The sequence below is a fragment of the Bacillus horti genome (assembly GCF_030813115.1).
In the GTDB taxonomy this organism is placed as follows: Bacteria; Bacillota; Bacilli; order Caldalkalibacillales; family JCM-10596; genus Bacillus_CH; species Bacillus_CH horti.
In genome coordinates this window covers 59,480-76,916 of the sequence record NZ_JAUSTY010000013.1, presented here as the reverse complement: position 1 = coordinate 76,916, position 17,437 = coordinate 59,480, and the positions used below count along the sequence as shown (strand labels likewise).

Annotated in this window: 19 protein-coding genes and 1 pseudogene; 5 read left to right on the top strand and 15 right to left on the bottom strand. The window is 41.1% G+C overall.

The genetic code is table 11. From position 1 onward, the window contains the following. The first annotated feature begins 253 nt into the window (after positions 1-253). Entirely contained in the window at positions 254-1,795 is a 1,542-nt protein-coding gene (gntK, locus tag J2S11_RS15085) for a gluconokinase (RefSeq protein WP_307395921.1), read from the top strand. Positions 1,796-1,865: 70 nt separating this feature from the next. Here gntK and J2S11_RS22330 read toward each other — a convergent pair. The 3 genes and pseudogenes from J2S11_RS22330 to J2S11_RS15075 form a co-directional block, all read right to left on the bottom strand. Continuing rightward, positions 1,866-2,102, bottom strand: a pseudogene (locus J2S11_RS22330) (hypothetical protein); the annotation flags it as partial. Positions 2,103-2,226: 124 nt separating this feature from the next. Further along, positions 2,227-2,946, bottom strand: coding sequence for a 3-ketoacyl-ACP reductase (locus tag J2S11_RS15080; protein WP_307395920.1), 720 nt, complete (start codon positions 2,944-2,946; stop codon positions 2,227-2,229). 118 nt (positions 2,947-3,064) lie between these two features. Further along, positions 3,065-4,114 (bottom strand): MBL fold metallo-hydrolase, encoded by a 1,050-nt coding sequence (locus tag J2S11_RS15075; RefSeq protein WP_307395919.1) that lies wholly within the window; start codon positions 4,112-4,114, stop codon positions 3,065-3,067. Positions 4,115-4,352: 238 nt separating this feature from the next. Between J2S11_RS15075 and J2S11_RS15070 the strand changes: the two genes are divergently transcribed. Continuing rightward, positions 4,353-4,952, top strand: a complete 600-nt coding sequence (locus tag J2S11_RS15070) for a TetR/AcrR family transcriptional regulator (protein WP_307395918.1) — start codon at positions 4,353-4,355, stop codon at positions 4,950-4,952. Positions 4,953-5,076: 124 nt separating this feature from the next. Here J2S11_RS15070 and J2S11_RS15065 read toward each other — a convergent pair whose 3' ends face one another. From J2S11_RS15065 to J2S11_RS15045, 5 genes are all read right to left on the bottom strand, one after another. Beyond that, the gene (locus tag J2S11_RS15065; RefSeq protein ID WP_307395915.1) at positions 5,077-6,162 is read right to left on the bottom strand and encodes a helix-turn-helix domain-containing protein; all 1,086 of its coding nucleotides are present in this window, start codon (positions 6,160-6,162) and stop codon (positions 5,077-5,079) included. 206 nt (positions 6,163-6,368) lie between these two features. Next, the gene (locus J2S11_RS15060; protein WP_307395913.1) at positions 6,369-6,845 is read right to left on the bottom strand and encodes a hypothetical protein; all 477 of its coding nucleotides are present in this window, start codon (positions 6,843-6,845) and stop codon (positions 6,369-6,371) included. 2 nt (positions 6,846-6,847) lie between these two features. After that, positions 6,848-7,042 carry a helix-turn-helix transcriptional regulator gene (locus tag J2S11_RS15055; protein WP_020617409.1) on the bottom strand — a complete coding sequence of 65 codons (195 nt, stop codon included), beginning with the start codon at positions 7,040-7,042 and terminating at the stop codon, positions 6,848-6,850. A 237-nt stretch (positions 7,043-7,279) separates the two neighbouring features. Continuing rightward, positions 7,280-7,654, bottom strand: coding sequence for a phosphopantetheine adenylyltransferase (locus J2S11_RS15050; protein ID WP_307395912.1), 375 nt, complete (start codon positions 7,652-7,654; stop codon positions 7,280-7,282). Between the two features lie 287 nt (positions 7,655-7,941). Continuing rightward, a complete protein-coding gene (locus tag J2S11_RS15045) occupies positions 7,942-8,661 on the bottom strand; it encodes a 3-ketoacyl-ACP reductase (RefSeq protein ID WP_307395910.1) in 720 nt (239 codons plus the stop codon). Between the two features lie 156 nt (positions 8,662-8,817). On the opposite strand from J2S11_RS15045, the gene J2S11_RS15040 reads away from it, so the two are divergent. Further along, positions 8,818-9,204, top strand: a complete 387-nt coding sequence (locus J2S11_RS15040) for a DUF1259 domain-containing protein (protein ID WP_307395908.1) — start codon at positions 8,818-8,820, stop codon at positions 9,202-9,204. 244 nt (positions 9,205-9,448) lie between these two features. Here J2S11_RS15040 and J2S11_RS15035 read toward each other — a convergent pair whose 3' ends face one another. After that, the gene (locus J2S11_RS15035; RefSeq protein ID WP_307395906.1) at positions 9,449-9,970 is read right to left on the bottom strand and encodes a TetR/AcrR family transcriptional regulator; all 522 of its coding nucleotides are present in this window, start codon (positions 9,968-9,970) and stop codon (positions 9,449-9,451) included. A gap of 153 nt (positions 9,971-10,123) precedes the next feature. Here J2S11_RS15035 and J2S11_RS15030 point away from each other — a divergent pair, with 153 nt between their 5' ends. Then, positions 10,124-10,873, top strand: coding sequence for an SDR family oxidoreductase (locus J2S11_RS15030; protein WP_307395904.1), 750 nt, complete (start codon positions 10,124-10,126; stop codon positions 10,871-10,873). A 210-nt stretch (positions 10,874-11,083) separates the two neighbouring features. Here J2S11_RS15030 and J2S11_RS15025 read toward each other — a convergent pair whose 3' ends face one another. Both J2S11_RS15025 and J2S11_RS15020 read right to left on the bottom strand, forming a co-directional pair. Continuing rightward, entirely contained in the window at positions 11,084-11,575 is a 492-nt protein-coding gene (locus J2S11_RS15025; RefSeq protein WP_307395986.1) for an NUDIX hydrolase, read from the bottom strand. Between the two features lie 443 nt (positions 11,576-12,018). Beyond that, positions 12,019-12,924: a LysR family transcriptional regulator gene (locus tag J2S11_RS15020; RefSeq protein ID WP_307395903.1), complete on the bottom strand. Its 906-nt coding sequence runs from the start codon at positions 12,922-12,924 to the stop codon at positions 12,019-12,021. A 122-nt stretch (positions 12,925-13,046) separates the two neighbouring features. Here J2S11_RS15020 and J2S11_RS15015 point away from each other — a divergent pair, with 122 nt between their 5' ends. Beyond that, positions 13,047-13,787: an SDR family NAD(P)-dependent oxidoreductase gene (locus J2S11_RS15015; protein ID WP_307395902.1), complete on the top strand. Its 741-nt coding sequence runs from the start codon at positions 13,047-13,049 to the stop codon at positions 13,785-13,787. Positions 13,788-13,990: 203 nt separating this feature from the next. Here J2S11_RS15015 and rlmH read toward each other — a convergent pair whose 3' ends face one another. From rlmH to J2S11_RS14995, 4 genes are all read right to left on the bottom strand, one after another. After that, entirely contained in the window at positions 13,991-14,470 is a 480-nt protein-coding gene (rlmH, locus tag J2S11_RS15010) for a 23S rRNA (pseudouridine(1915)-N(3))-methyltransferase RlmH (RefSeq protein ID WP_307395900.1), read from the bottom strand. Between the two features lie 272 nt (positions 14,471-14,742). Beyond that, entirely contained in the window at positions 14,743-14,910 is a 168-nt protein-coding gene (locus J2S11_RS15005) for a CxxH/CxxC protein (protein WP_307395898.1), read from the bottom strand. Positions 14,911-15,232: 322 nt separating this feature from the next. Then, positions 15,233-16,459 (bottom strand): S1C family serine protease, encoded by a 1,227-nt coding sequence (locus J2S11_RS15000; protein ID WP_307395896.1) that lies wholly within the window; start codon positions 16,457-16,459, stop codon positions 15,233-15,235. A gap of 170 nt (positions 16,460-16,629) precedes the next feature. Further along, entirely contained in the window at positions 16,630-17,424 is a 795-nt protein-coding gene (locus J2S11_RS14995) for an MBL fold metallo-hydrolase (RefSeq protein WP_307395894.1), read from the bottom strand. Positions 17,425-17,437 lie beyond the last annotated feature (13 nt).

Sequence of the window (17,437 nt, the reverse complement as noted above, 5' to 3'; positions counted from 1 at the left end):
TGCAATCTCTTTGACGTGATTTCTATTTCTACAATTACTATTTCTACAATTAAATATCTATTAAATTGATTAAGCTTCTAAGAACGATTTTAGGGGTTTTTTTTTGATTCTTAGGTATCAAAACGCCTCTAATTATACGAGGAAAGCTCAGCCCTCATGATTGAAGCATTACATATAGACTTTGATGATGTTCGAGGAAAAGTAGAAGACCCATGGAGGTCACAAATAATGTTAAAAGGAGAACGGCCAGAAAATGACTAGCTACATGTTAGGGATAGATATTGGGACGACGAGTACCAAAGCAGTCCTATTTACTGAAAAGGGCAAAGTTATCCAAAACGAGAATATGGGTTACCCGCTTTACACACCGAATATGTCGACAGCTGAACAAGATCCTGAAGAGATTTACCAGGCTGTTTTGCAAACGATTACTAATATAACGAAACATCATACTGATAAAAAGCCATCTTTCATTTCCTTTAGCAGCGCCATGCATAGTGTCATTGCCATGGATGAACATGATCAGCCACTGACACCGTGCATGACTTGGGCAGATAATCGCAGTGAAGCCTGGGCTCAAAAAATAAAAGCTGAATTAAATGGCCATGAAATCTATAAACGAACAGGAACCCCGATTCATCCCATGTCACCATTAAGTAAAATCGCATGGATTGTGCATGATCGTCCTGAACTGGCTGTAAAGGTAAAAAAATATATCGGAATTAAAGAATATATATTTAAGAAATTCTTTAATCAATATGTTGTCGATTATTCCTTAGCTTCATGCATGGGCATGATGAACCTTGAAAAACTGGATTGGGATGAAGAAGCATTACAAATCGCGGAAGTAACTCCTGCTCAGTTATCTGAACTCGTACCAACAACCAAGATTTTCAGCAACTGTAATCCGGATGTAGCCAAACAAATTGGGATTGATCCACAAACCCCTTTTGTTATTGGAGCCAGTGACGGAGTGCTGTCTAATTTGGGTGTAAATGCGATTGGAAAAGGCGAGGTCGCCGTGACCATTGGAACAAGCGGTGCGATTCGGACCATTATTGACAAGCCGCAAACAGATGATCAAGGACGAATCTTCTGTTATGCCTTAACAGAAAAACATTGGGTCATTGGCGGTCCGGTAAATAATGGGGGCATGATCCTACGGTGGGTCCGTGATGAGCTTGCATCATCAGAGGTAGAGGCAGCCAATAGTCTGGGAGTGGACCCCTACTCTGTATTAACGAAGATGGCTGAACGTGTTAGACCAGGTGCGGATGGGCTTTTATTCCATCCCTACCTTGCTGGTGAACGTGCACCTTTATGGAATCCAGATGTCCGCGGCTCATTCTTCGGTTTAACAATGTCACATAAGAAAGAACATATGATTCGGGCAGCCTTGGAAGGAGTCATTTACAATCTATATACCGTATTTTTAGCACTAATGGAATGCATGGACGATCCTGTAACACGCATTCAAGCAACGGGAGGATTCGCCAGGTCAGAGGTTTGGAGGCAAATGCTGTCCGACATCTTTGAATCGGAGGTCGTCGTACCAGAAAGCTTTGAAAGCTCATGCTTAGGTGCCTGTATTTTAGGCTTATATGCTACCGGGAAAATTGACTCATTTGAGATTGTTTCAGAAATGGTCGGCAGTACCTTCAAACACACACCGAAGGAAGAAGCTACAAAAGAATATAGGCAGCTGCTGCCCATCTTTATTAACTTATCAAAAGCACTTGAAGCAGATTATACCCGTATTGCTAATTATCAAAGAGGGTTAATAAAACACAGCTAAGAAAAACTAGAGCCTGTGGAAGGTTCTTGCTTATAGACTCCCACAGGCTATCATTATCGTTTAGAACCATTCAATAGCTATCCCCGACTAAGATTTCCTGTTCTCTTGTTTGATAGCTTTCCCATGCTTTATCGGCCTGAGGGGAAACATTATAAGCAAGCACATCCAGAGAAGAACAAGACTGTTGTAGCTTATAAACCGTCTTTCTAACCTGTTCTTTATTGCTCGCATCCATTTGGAATGGCTGGTTCTGAATGTTTTCTTTATTTAAGTAACGATGTACCTGTTCTAATTTTTCTCCGTTACGATCACTGAAATAATAGGTCCAGTGTTACAATGCCAATAAAGTATCGACGTAAAGAAACGTTGTATTTTTTGTCTTATTTCTGATGAATAGTTCCACTGTTTTGAAGTCTAGTTTTCCCTTTTATTTAAGGGTTGGTGGACCATAATCCAGCTGACTTAATAAATACACGTGGATGAAGCTTCAGCTGAGCAACGATAAATTCTGCTAAATCCTCTGGTTGCATGACCGTTTCTGGGTTTCCGTCTGTTAAGTTCGCATTAACTGCAAGCTCTGTAGCAACCGTGCTTGGTGTTAACGCCGTCACCCGAATATTATGCTTCCGAACCTCTAAGGCTAGTGACTCCGTTAAACCGAGTACACCAAATTTAGAGGCGCTATATGCACTTGTCAATGGCGCTCCTTTTTGACCAGCCGTTGAAGAAATATTAATGATGTCTCCACCGTTCTTTTCTATAAGCTGTGGAAGGACGGCTCTGGTTACATAGTAGGTTCCCATTACATTTACATCAATGATCGCCTTCCAATCCTCAGGAGAGAGATCAAGAAAACCACCGAACTTTCCAATTCCTGCATTATTAATCAATATATCAAATGAGCCTAGTTCACTCGTGAGTGACTCTACTGTTTTCTCTACCTGTTCTAGTGAAGCAATATCAGCTGTAGCATACGCTACTTTCACTCCAGTTGGTTCAATTTCAGCTGCCAAACTCTTTAAATCTGCTTCTGTTCGAGCCATAAGTCCAACATGGACCCCTTCTTTTGCAAGAGCAATGGCTGTTGCTTTTCCGATGCCTTTACCACTTCCCGTAATGAGTGCTGTTTTTCCTTTGATGGATTGAGCCATGGACCTTACCTCTTTTCTATGAATTTCTTATTTCAATTTAATTGTTATTGTAATGACTTTCCTTCCTTATGTAAAGAAATCACTACTGACCTTCACGAAACCCTACCCAACCCTCAACTTAATCTTTCCACCATGCTGAAAAAGGAACGGAATACTCTCCTCTTAAAGGGACAGTTTCTCCAATTTTAGGAGCCATTAATGGAACATTGGCTTCTCTTGCCTTTTTTATTGCTCGTTCCACCGGTTCAGTCCAACCATGAAAAGCAAGGGTAAAGGCTCCCCAATGAATTAACATCATATTCTCCCCGTTAACATCTAAATGAGCCTGAACTGCTTCTTCAGGTGTCATATGTACCCAATCCCATCGTTTATCATACTGACCACCTTCTATTAAAGTCAAATTAAATGGTCCGTATTTCTTTCCTATTTCCTTAAAGTGTGAATCGTATCCTCCATCTCCGCTCGTATAGAAACGTGTATGTTGTCCAAGAATAACCCACCCACCCCATAAGCTCGTATCGCGATTAAACATTCCTCTACCTGAGAAATGCTTAGAAGGAGTTAAAGCAATCGTTAAACCTTGGAACTCCATTTCGTCCCACCAATTGAGTTCAGTGATTTTTTCTTCTGCAACTCCCCATCGACTCAGATGAGCACCTACACCGTGAGGGACAAAAAAATGACCGACCTTACTCTTTAGTCTTTTAATAGAGTGATAATCTAGATGGTCATAATGGTCATGTGTAATAAAGACAGCGTCCAAGAATGGCATTTCATCAATAATAGATAGTGTGTCCTTACTGTATCGTTTGCTACCCGCAAAGGAAACCGGTGAAGCAACAGGTCCTAGCATAGGGTCTACTAATAACTTCTTATTATCAATACTCAACAAGAACGCAGAGTGCCCGAACCACGTTAAACTATCTTCTTCCCTTTTTACTTTATTCCAATCTATAGATGAAACTTGAATTGGACTACTAGGTCTACGATCTTTACCTCCAGACATATAATCCCTCATCATAGAGAGGACATTTGAAGCACCCATGCTCATTTCTGTTGGAACGGAATTGACAAACTTCCCATTAGAAAAGTTAGCCAATCCATCATACTTCTGTTTTCGATTTTTAATTGAATTTAGCCCAAACGCTTGGAGTATCCCATTCAACATGACATTGTCATTCCTTCCTGACGATTTAAAAGTATTTAGATCATTATATAGTAGCTTGTCTTAGCGTACTAAAGTACATATAAGTACATAAATACACAGTAGTATAGTAAGATACAACTATGTATAATTGTATATGGAAACAGAAAGTCTACAATTCTTAAAAAAGTTTATTCCGTGCATTACTGCACAGATTTCTTTTTATTGTGTATTTATTTTCAGGAAGGCAGGTGAATCTTATATGTCCACGACGGATCGAAGAATACGCAAATCTCAAGAAGCCATAAAAAAGGCTGTTATTGAACTGATGATGGAAAAAAACTTTGACCAGATTACGATCCAAGATATATCTGACCGAGCAGACGTTAGTCGAAGAACGATCTATCTTCACTACACAGATAAATTCAATCTTCTAGATAAGCTCATTGAAGAGCACATTGAAGATCTATGTGAGCTCTGTGAATCGACTGACGATGACACTGGATATATAGATATGGGATTGTTATGGTTCGAGTATTTTGAGAGCCACTATCTATTCTTTTCTGCCTTGCTAGCGAGTAAAGGTGATTCTTTTTTCCGCAATCGTTTCCTTTCATATTTCATCAAGGAGCTTGAGTATGAGCTGGACACTAGACCTGAAGGGAGCACTCAAGGATTACCTGGAGGCGAAGATGTTGATATTCAATTTTTAGGAGCCGCGATCGTAGGGGTAGTGGAATGGTGGTTTAAGAACGAAAAGCCCCTCCCTCCTTCCATAATGGCTCAGCGGTTGGGGAGGCTACTTGAACGGAATCTTGAAGCTTATGCGCCTGCTTGCATGAAGGACGGTGCACTAAATTGACCTTAATACGGCGACTTTGAAAGGATCACCACATTCAAGACCCTCTTCCATTTCCTAGTTAAATAGCGGAAGAGGGGCTTATCTTATAAACATGAGTTTCTAGTGGGGGTTCAGGGGAAGGAACCTAGTCTTGGCGATCTACTCCTATTTTATCAATCAGATTTAGATATTGAGTATCTCCATATCCTACTGCTGGGAAAGCCTCAATTAATCGCTTCAGCATTTCTGCTCTGGGCAGATGGTTATTTTTTTGAATGTACCTTGTAACAATATTATCTTCCTTCTGCATTTCTAGAAATAACTCTATAGCTTGATGCATCACAGGAAGCACTTTATTGCTTGGTTTCCTATGATGGACTAATACTTCTTCATAGACAGAATAATAGCTACCTAAAGGAAGCTCCGTTTGACTTACTTTAAATTCATCCTCTCTAAAGCTATTAAAAAATACTTTACCTTCGTACTGAGATTGCTCCAGATAAGCAAGGATAGTTAACAGGTTCATCTGACAAAACATATCCTCCCCAAACCATAGAACAATATAGTTATACTTTTTCTTAAACAGGTTTGTTAGGGGCTCTATTACCTTCTTGCTATAACTGTCTTCGGACACGTTATGTCCTGTTGCTCTTGTTTGAATAAACGCAAGATCAAAAATAGATGTAGTTGTCGCATTTACGCACATTGCTTCATTAAACGGTACATAATCAGAATCTCCCATGAGCTTTTTATTTTTAAACTCCTCATACATGACTTGACCGTTTAATATGTTCAGTACATGTTGGTCAAATAATTCTTCCTTCCTTTTTCTTAATTGTTTAACCTCTTTTTCTCTAGATCTGTTCATTCTACCGCCTCCCTCATCAATAGTGATTTTAGCAAATGATTGAACAGGTAGTTGATCAAGCTGAAATTCTCTTGGACTAACACCAAAAACAGCTTTAAAGCTCCTACTATAGGCTTCTTGGGATGAATAATTATAATCAAGGGCAATATCAATTATCCTCCGCTTATTTTCTAAATCTTCCGTGGACAAATATAGCTTTCTTAGAAGAATATAGCGCCTAATGCTAATGCCTGTTACCTGGTGAAACTTAAAAGAACAATAATAAGGGGAATATCCCATATAACTAGCTAAGTCCTCTAGCGAAAATTCATTTTTTAAATGATCTTCAATCCAATCTATCATCAACTGTATATATTCATTCATTTGCCTCACTCCTGAATATAAGTATAGATTACATTGATTTTATTTTCTTGATACTTGTTGTGCTTAGATAGCGTTAAGAGGTTGTGTAAGGTAGTAGAGTTTACAATGAAGCTGGAATTATGTACAAAAAGGACAGGTTTTCCTGTCCTCATAATTAGTAAATGATATGAACTACTCTAGCTTTTTATCGAAATTCAGCCTCTGCTTTACTCAGAAATCGTTTCTCCATTGGAATTACTTTTACCTATCCGATGCCGAAATATTCCTTGTAATAACATTGAACCTAACAAGAGTACTAATAAAATCCACCATCCTACTGATTCAAAAACCTCTTGAGGAAAAATAAAAGTGTAACCAAAATAAGCTAAAAACAAAGCTCCTTGGAGTATTTTAAACGTTTTCGCATCGGCTTCATTACTTAATGCTACAAGCCTTTCGTCGCTCTCTTTAATAAGGATACTCCGCATCTTCTGGGGGGAATTCTTTATTCTTGATACCTTCAAGAAAGAAACGAACGCCATACTTAACGGTAAAAGTGACAAGGCAAACAAAGCCTGGTTGTCTGAAAGTAATGGAATATCCCATTGTCTAGATACAAGACCGACTGCCAAAAGGGCGAGACCGACAATCAACGATACAGTCATAACCATTTTAGACTCTTTAACTATCTTTTCTCCACTCATGCTCATTCCTCCCAAAATAAATCATTTAATGTTTTATTAAGTGCCTTGCATATTTCAGTACACAATTTGAGGCTTGGATTGTAGCTACCTGACTCAATTAAATTTATGGTTTGCCTTGTGACACCAACGATCTCAGCTAAACGCTCCTGAGATACTTCAGCTTCTATCCTGGCAATCTTCATTTTTTTATTTTTCAAGATGCCCCATCTCCTTTGATTACACTATATCACTCCATATTACAAAATGTCAATTATATATTACTTTATGTAATGTTAATTTAGCACCCTGCACATGATGAGCAGTTACGTATAGGCAGTGTGTTCTTACTTCATACACGACCATAGCACATATAAAAGATTATGAGCAAAAGAAAAGTCCAAGCACGCTATCTGCTTGAACTTCTCATATACTTTGCTGTGATTAGGAAAAGAAAGTTAGTCTCGTACAACAAATCGTAAGGCGAACGCAAGCACTAAACAAACGAGAGCAACGATATCCACGAGCACGACGGTTTTGATCTCACTGTTGAAGCCCCCTGCCGAATAAGCAATCAGAATGAATGAGGCTACACTGATGAAACCTCCAATGAGTGCGAGTGGCTGCAACGCAGGCTTAAAAGCAGCATAAACTAAAAACAGACCGAGCAGTCCAAAGAGCACCGCACGGTGTCGCATTAGGATGACAAGATTAGTCTCCTGAACCGGAATACCATAAAGAGCGGTGAGTCGGTCAGCTCCCAAAACACCGATGACAGGGAGCATGTGAATGATCCCAACGATAATGAATAAACCAGAAATAATTGCTTTCAAAATGTTACCCCCCTACTGGTTTTCTTCCAATCAGCAAATACTTTGTTTCACCAATCTGTTTACTAATTCAACATTTTTGGTTCATCTATCAAATTCGTGTCCCATTACCGAAATTCCTTTAGGAGAGGTCATTCTTTTTCATAAATGTAAAAAAGCTCTCCTTATAATAAACAGTTTTTATTATGTAAACTGTCTACCACAGGAGAGCATATTTATTGTGCGGCTCACTTCCTACGAAGTACCTATGAAGAGTTCGACTGTTTTGAACTCTAGCTTTCACCTTTTATTTAAGGGTTAGTAGACCATAATCCGGCTGACTTAATAAATACACGTGGATGAAGCTTTAGCTGGGAAACGATAAATTCCGCTAAATCCTCTGGTTGCATGACCGTTTCTGGGTTACCGTCTGTTAGATTCGCTTTAACCGCTAGCTCAGTAGCAACCGTGCTTGGTGTTAACGCAGTCACCCGAATATTATGCTTGCGAACCTCTAATGCTAGTGACTCCGTTAATCCGAGTACACCAAATTTGGAGGAACTATACGCACTTGTTAGAGGCGCACCTTTTTGACCAGCCGTTGAAGAAATATTAATGATATCTCCACCGTTTTTTTCAATAAGCTGTGGAAGAACAGCTCTGGTTACATAGTAGGTTCCCATGAGATTGACATCAATGATCGCTTTCCATTCTTCAGGAGAGAGATCAAGAAAGCCACCGAACCTTCCAATCCCTGCATTATTAATTAATATATCAAATGAACCTACTTCACTCGTGAGCGAACCCACTGCTTTCTCTACCTGTTCAAGTGAAGCAATATCAGCTGTAGCATAAGCTACTTTCACTCCAGTTGGTTCAATTTCAGCTGCCAAACTCTTTAAATCCGCTTCTGTTCGAGCCATCAGTCCAACATGAACTCCTTCTTTTGCAAGAGCAATTGCCGTTGCTTTCCCAATGCCTTTACCACTTCCCGTAATGAGTGCTGTTTTTCCTTTAATCGATTGAGCCATGGACCTTACCTCTTTTCTATGATATTTCTTATCTCAATATTATTGTTATTGTAATGACTTTCTTTCCTTATGTAAAGAAATCACTTATATTTACAAGCTACTAAACTTTAGCCCAAATCATAAATTAAAACAAATTGATAGTAAAGGAGAGCTTTTATGGATATCAATAAACTTTGCCAACAATTTGGTCAAATCCTTAATGAAACTCCAAAGATTAACAATGGGGTTTGCACTGTAGAAATTGAGCGCCAGCTAAACGTTACCATTCAAGGTCGTCCTAGCCGTGGTGAGCTTCATGCAGAAGTATCGTTTGAATCCTTGGATCATGATGGTCATGCACTTAATCTTGGTGAAACAGTACTACTTGAAGAAGAAGTACCGGCATTTTCTAGCCTATTAATTAGAAACGGTATCATCATCAGTGCTCTTCATAATCATTGGCTATTCACTAAACCAACCATTCTTTATATTCACTTTCAATCTGTTGAACCACCCTTAAATTTTGCTCGTAAAGTTGCAGAAGCATTTAAGGTTCTAAGATGATGTAAAATGACAAGGAGCTGTTCTCTCACTGTGGCGAACAGCTCCTTTATTTTGTCTAGTAAGACTGTTGAATAGATCATTAGATCTTAGCAGCACAACAACGGCTTCTGCCCGAGTCAGTTTATAAATATAAAGCACACAACCATAGTCTATAATCTCATCAAAAAAGAAGAGCAGTCATCTGATAACAACTCCTCTCCTCTCTCTGTATAGCCTGAATAATTCTTTCTTTTCAACTATGTTACTAATCTTCAACTCCTGCTTCAATCAGCTTCCATACAGATTCAAACTCTGCTTTAAAATCCATACGCAACCAATTATCCGCATAAGCTGGTGCGGAAAAATAAGAAAAGGCCATCAAAAATGCATACAAGCGTCCATCATCCTCAATGCCACTAGCTGCCTTTAGGCTCCCTATCAAATCTCCGATGTGCCTAACAAGTACCGCTGGATTCCGATCGATATACGCTGTATACAGCTTAAACATTTCAGGCTCACGTACATACGCCTCATATTTTGATTGACTTAATACCCATAACCAATCATGCACAATATCCTTCTTAGACGAATACTTCTCCGTATTAAATGGAAAAAGCCCTGCCAGTTCATGATCCAGCCACGACAGCGCAAGCTCAGTCCACAGCTCTTCCTTCCCCGAAAAATACTTGTAAATCGCTGCATGTGTCGTCCCTAATTCAGAGCCGACTTTTGACAAATTAACCTTCTCCATCCCTTGTTCTATAACCATTCGATGTGCGGTTTCCATAATGAGTTCTCTGCTTAAATTTTTCATACTTTTATTATACAGATTGACACTCCAAGTTACAACTATTGACTTTTGTAACTCAGGGTTGTATGCTAAAATAAATCACAGGTTACAAATATTCGTAAATGTAACCTGCAAAGGAGGAGCTTATATATGGAACTTTTAAATCGTACAATTATCGTTACGGGTGGTACTTCGGGCATCGGTCTTGCCTTCGCCTTGAAATTTTTGAGTGGTGGTAATAAAGTGATCGTCATCGGGCGTAATCAAACAACCCTTAATCAAGTAACGAAAAAACATAAGGGGCTCATTGGACTACAAGGAGATGTTTCCAATCCGGGCTCTGTTCGTGAAATGGCCGCATTTCTACGTGACCGCTATCCTGAAGCCTCAATCCTATTCAATTCGGCAGGGATTATGCGTGAATTCAAATTGATAGACGATAGCCTTGATTTGGAGAGAACTACGGCCGAGATTCAAACAAACTTAAACGGGACCATCTGGATGACTGAAGCGCTGCTCCCCCAATTAGCCCAACAAAGTGAAGCGATGATTGTAACGGTAAGCTCTGGTCTTTCCTACGTCACTTCACCCCTTCATCCCGTTTATTCGGCAACAAAGGCGGGAGTGCATATGTTTTCTGACGCTCTAAGAATCCAACTCAAGAAAGCTGGGAAAAATATTCACGTTATGGAGCTTGTCCCTCCTCTCGTTGCGGAAACAAACCTTCTACCTGAAAACGAAGGTCCCATTCCCAGCATGAGCCTAGATACGCTCGTAAAGCATGGCCTCAAAGGGATGGAGAAAAACAAAAAGCGGGTTGTTCCGGGCTTATCCAAGGTTTTGCGCTTTGGCGGAAAATTCTTTCCGGATGTACTTGCAAATTCGATGGCGCGGGGCTGAGAGTGTTCTTCATGCTCTCCCCCTCTTTCTCTCAGCTGATCGTAAAAACAGATTACTCTGGAAGAAATGAAGAACGTCGGCAGTGACGGGTCTCCTTCGTGCTGTTCAAGCATCGTAGATCTCGTCTTCAAGGAAGAAAGCAAAGTTACTTTATAGAGTAGCGCTTGGCCCTTCTACTGACGAACAGGTAGAAAGGGCTTTTCTGCTAACTTACTTCGATATACCTGCTTGATGCTTGATTTTGAACTCTGGACTCGTTATATAATCCATGTAATTCACCATTCCATTAAACTCCAAATAAGCCTGATAGCGAGCCCGAATAGCTGGCTGTGTTATGAAATCAAGAACTTCATCTTTCGGCACCCATCGGCTATCGGTTGTTTCTTCCGTAACCGCTAACAGCTTCCCGCCAACGGGTTTACATACAAATTCAAATATTACTTGTGTAGGAACATCAGTCACACCGTCATACCATTTAAAAATACCTGTATTCGAATAGACACCAATTAAATAGCTGACCGTGGCCTCAATGCCACTTTCCTCTTTAATTTCACGAGCCAAAGCATCCATCAGATTTTCTCCAACTTCTACTTGTCCACCGGGGCACACCCAACCACCGTCACGTGTTTTTACCAATAAGATATTTCCGTTCCCATCCTCAACAATTCCACCTGCAGATACAATATGTGTTGGGAAGCCCATTTCAAAAACCTCCATTTTCATTAGACTAACTTCTCTTTCAATATTGTTCCTGGAAAATCAAAATGACAACACTCGCCGCTTGCATCAAATATCCCTGAATGATATCTATCATTGTTCCCTCACCTTTTGGTTGCTAGCAATCTACCTGTTAAGGCTTCTACAAAGTCTACTTTTTTCTTTCTTCTACGCCTTTTAGCCATCCAAAACTCCTTCTGTATAAATTATCTTTACAAGATTCGACAGAAAGAGTGGAAGTTTCTTCCTGTTATCTAGTTATTCTGAATATACCTGAACTTATTTCATTGATATTTGAAAATGAGAACACCTCAAAATGCACTTCCTTCCATTCAACTCCTTTAAATGGGCAAGTTCTAAAACTTCCATCATATACTTGTATCTCGTCGAGTTATGGTACAGTTCACCGCGGCGGGGGGATCGGCAAGTTATGTTCGAATGCAGGAAATTGTCCTTCTTTTTAGATGGAGTTTGAGCTGTTGAAACAGCTTTCCACTAGCCAGTTGCAACGGATATGCCGATGCTTTGCACAAGATCCCGAATGTCATGAATATAAGGCTTCCACTGACCATCCTAACCGTAGTCCCACTTATTTCGGGTTCAATCATAATTTTAGGGACGAGCGCGATCCCTAACCCGTTCTGTACATAATATTTTAACGCCGTCATGCTACCGATCTCCATGGTATCCAGCATGACGTTCCCATTTTCCTGTAATACCATCTCCAGCTTCCTGCGATATGGACAAGTCGCTGATGTGATAAGCAGACGATACCCCCGAAACTCCTCCGGCACTATCACCTCTTTCTGAGCAAGTGGATGATTCTCGGGCATCAATGCCACGAACTCTTCCTTGAATAAAGGCTCGAAATATAACTCGGATCCCAAGTCAGGTGCCGCAGAAAGCGCAAAATCAATTTCTCCTTTGAGGATCCGCTCTCTAAGGATCGGAGTATTCGAAATTTCCACGGAAATGCGGATATTCGGATGCTCGGACATAAAATTCCTCAGAACACCAGGTAAACGATAACTAGCCGTTGGCTCCGTTACCCCTATGCGTATATGTCCTGCGTCGCCTGATTTCACATTGGATAAACTGGTCTGAAGATACTCCATATTTTTTGTGATTTGTAAGCTCTGATCGTAAAACAGCCTACCGGCTCCCGTCAGACCGATTTCTTTACCACGCTCTATTAGCTTAACGCCCAGTTCAGACTCAAGCTTTTGAATTTGCATCGTGACGGTAGATTGCGCATAATTCATTTCTTGTGCCGCGCGGTTAAAGCTTCCGTATTTCACAATCATTTGGAAAGTTTTTAACGTGTTAAGATCCACAGTCCATCCCCCTTAACCACTTCAACATTATTGAACAAATGCTTCAATTAGTTCAATTATACAAATACTAGTACAACCTTTACAATGAATAATATAAAAGGCATAGGGGGAGTGGAGTTATTATGAAATTAAAAAGTAAGGTCGGCCTTGTTACTGGCGGCGGTACGGGGATCGGAAGAGCGACAAGTCTCATGCTAGCCGAACGGGGGGCAACCGTTATTGTGAATTATTCACGTTCTCAATCCGATGCGGAAGAAACCGTCCAATGGATCAATGATAAAGGCGGGCGTGCTATAGCCATACAAGCTGATGTTTCCCAGGACAAGGAAGTAGAAACCATGGTCCAGACGGCCGTACATAAATTCGGTAAGATCGACCTACTCGTAAATAATGCTAGTATCACCAGACATATTCCGATGGATGATTTAGCGTCAGCAACGGAGGAGGTATGGGACAATTTGTTCGATGTGAACGTGAAGGGCATGTTTTACTGCGCGAGGGCTGTCGCTCCCTTCATGAAGAAGAATAACCAGGGAGCGAATGTAAATGTTGGTAGCATCGCCGGGCAGACAGGACTAGGCTCCTCGCTTCCCTACGCCGTATCCAAATCAGCGGTTCATGGACTTACGAAATCTTTAGCCCGAGCTCTAGCTCCCGCTATTCGGGTTAACTGCGTCGTGCCGGGAGCCGTTGCGACAAGATGGTGGGACGGAAAGGAAGAACAAATGAAGAGATTGGCCCCCCATCTTCTGCTGCAGCAGATTTCAACGCCTCGTGATATCGCCCAACTGATCTGTGCTGTTTTGGAACAGGAAGCAATGACCGGTCAGATCATAACCGTGGACAGCGGTCAAACATTATAAGTCAGCTGTTTGGTATACTTTCCAGCTGGCTTTTAAAAGGAACACCCTCTAATTTGCAGATGAAGTAGTTTCTTTGTCTAGCCCCTTCCGTCAAGACGAAAGCCCCGGAGGGCTTTTGCTTCTCACAAGCAGAGGCTCCCCCCCAGTACCACCAAGCACGCTTTTGCAGGCGCCTACAAACACGTAACAGCCTCAACTTGCCGTTATTTATGATAAGGCTCCCCCCGATTAATCCGAAAAGCCCGATAAACCTGCTCCGTTAAAATAAGCTTCATCAACTGATGCGGAAAAGTCATCCTCGAAAAAGATAGCTTCACCTGCGCCCTCTTCAGCACTTCGTCAGACAGACCATTTGAGCCACCAATCACAAAGCATATACTACTATGCCCATACGTAGCCAAACGATCCAGTTCTTTAGCTAACTGTTCAGAAGACCAATTCACCCCATCAATCGCTAAGGCAATCACATACCGATCTGCTTTAATCTGCTGTAGAATCCTCTGTCCTTCCTTCTCCTTAACCTGCTCAATTTCCTTCTCACTCATTTGCTCTGGAGCCTGCTCATCCGCAACCTCAATCATCTGAAGCTTACAGTAAGGTCCTAACCGCTTCTCGAACTCTGCAATGCCTAGCTTTAGGTATTTTTCTTTGATCTTCCCCACACTGATGATTGTGATCTGCACGAAGCGAGTCCTCCTCTAGTTCTATCTATTTGAACGTAATATTACTAACAATTGGTCAAAATCACCCGGGCAAATCTACAAGTTGTTGCCAAAATACAACGAAAAAATTCTTGACACAAGATCTAGTTTGACAAAAATATAAAGATATCCACATGTTGATCACAGGGTGTGTATAACTTTGCAAATATTTGTAAAGCCCTGCTGTGTAGCGTTTTATGCCATATATTTCAGAATATTTCGGAGCAAAGGACAAAGTTATCCACGGGTGTTTTTTAAATAACCAAGAAAACGGGAGCTTCCGAGCAAAAATCGCAGGTAGGAGGAGCTTCCCATGCCTTGAAAGTTATTTCATCTAGCCTGTACACATCTGGAGCATCCTCATATTCATCCACAAAATGATCAATTGCAAGCTCTAAATGCTCCTCACAGCATACGTACATTCAAACACCTCCTTAACAAAAAATTTATGGCTATCCTTCTTATATACCGAAGACTTTGTTTTAATATATACCTTCATATCTATTAATTGATCTCTGTTGAAGATCCTTTCAACATCCTTCTACAGTATAACAAGCAATAGGGGCATCCTCAACCTACCTGAGAATACCCCTATTATAATTTCTAGTTACTTTCAACTACTTCATCAAGCTTCACTCAGAGAATACTACTGTATTTAACTCTTGTTAGTATTTGCTCTGCTCTCTTATTAAATCTACTTATCACCAGTCGATGACACATTCGTTGACCTACTAGCTCCCCACCTTAATTAGAAGAACTCTTAGATAGCACAACATCAATATCCTGAGTCAATCCACCACGATATACTGTTACTGTAACCGTATCACCAATCGATTTTTGAGCAAACAAGTATTTGCGCAGCTCCATCGAGTTGTTCACTGGGTCACCATCTAGCGCAACAATGACATCTAACTCCTCAATGCCAGCCTGTTCAGCAGGTCCAAGCGTTTCTGTACTACGAACGACGATACCTTGATTCACTTCCTCTGGCAGATTCAAAGTCGTTGTCCAGTGGCTAGAATCAATCGAAGCTAAATCAATGATGCCTACTCCTAGGAAGGGACGCTGTACCTCCCCATGCTCCACTAAGTCATTAATGATTGGAACTACATCGTTAATCGGAATGGCAAAGCCTAAACCTTCTACGCCTTGCGTAGCAATTTTTAAGCTATTGATCCCAATAACCTGACCTTCTATGTTAAGCAAAGCCCCACCACTGTTTCCAGGGTTAATGGCCGCATCTGTTTGAATAACATTAAGCTCCCAATTGTTTGATACCGTAACGGAGCGCTCTTTGGCTGAGATAATTCCTTGTGTCACCGTACGAGAGAATTCTAATCCAAGAGGATTCCCGATCGCAATCGCTGGCTCACCTGCTCGAATCGTGTCTGAGTCACCGAATTCTGCCACGATATCCACATGCTCCGCATCAATCTCTAGAACAGCTAAATCAGTAAGCTGATCGGCTCCTATTAAAGTAGCCTCTACTCTTTCTCCGTTCGGTAAGGAAATCTCCACCTTTTGGGCTCCCTCAATCACATGGTAGTTCGTCACAATATGAGCCTTGTCTCCCACAATCTCATAGACGACACCAGATCCTGTTCCGCTTTCTACTTCCTCAACCCCACGGGAAAAGAAGTCGGCCTGCTCCTGGAATCGAACAACACCCACAATGGCATCTGACACCTTCTCTACCGCATCAATGATACCAGATGAGACACTAAGCTGTACAGGCTGGTTAACAGAAGACTGCGAAGCGCTTGTTTCCGTAGCCTCTTGCTGCTGCTGAGCATTTTTTGGTGCTACATCATAAGGTAATAGGTTCAGCGACGCTAATCCCGGGATCAATAAGGCTACAATCAAGCCTCCGACCATCGCTGAAGCTAACGCTGTAATCCATGTACGTCTAGGGCGCTCCTTCTTAGAACGAGACTCCTGACTAACGTATTCATTATCATCATAGTATCCCATTTGAACACCTTCCTTCGTGCTTATCTTTTTTAATTTATAATGGCTTGGTATTTGTTTGTTATTGTTATTATTATACTAAGCTACCTAAAAAAGAACCATGTAGGAATTGTAACAATTTTATGTGAAACTATGGGATCAGCATTACCTATTATTCCACGTCTAGCTACCCTTTAAACCACCGCTAGCTTAGTCGGTTTATCCGGGTATGTATCGTGCAGGGTAAGCCCGCGACCTACCTCAATATCTCTTCCCTCTAAAATTTGCTGTACCGTCATACGCGCCAAGTCAACCATATTGTTGTCCTTACTTAAATGAGCTAAGTAGACTTTCTTTGTCCTAGAGCTAATAATATCTGCTAGTGCCTCTCCAGCTGCATCATTAGACAAATGACCCATATCCCCGAGAATACGGCGTTTAATATTCCATGGATAATGACCCATCCGTAGCATTTCTACATCATGATTAGACTCAAAGATAATCACATCGGAATCCTCAAGTGTCCCTTTTATCCGTTCACTCACATAGCCCATATCTGTTGACATACTTAGCTTTTTACCCTGATGATAAACACAATAAGCCATCGGTTCAATAGCATCATGAGAAACTCCGTACGAATGCACCTCTAGATCCTTAAACATTAGCCTCTGATCCTGCTCAAAGTGAAATTTCTGTTCCGTTTCGATCTTACCGCATAGGCGATCAATTTCCGTCCATGTCTTAGCGTTGGCGTACACCGGAATTTTATAGCGTCTAGCAAGCACACCTAAGCCCTTAATATGATCAGAGTGCTCATGTGTCACCAATATGGCGTCTAGCTCCTGCGGATTCTCCCCAATTTGGGCAAACAAAGCCTCTAGCTGCTTACCCGTTAATCCTGCATCGATGACGATTTTAGCCTGTTCTGTCGCTACAAAAGTAGCGTTCCCCGTGCTTCCACTAGCTAATACTGAATACCTTAATGCCATACCGTCTACCTCT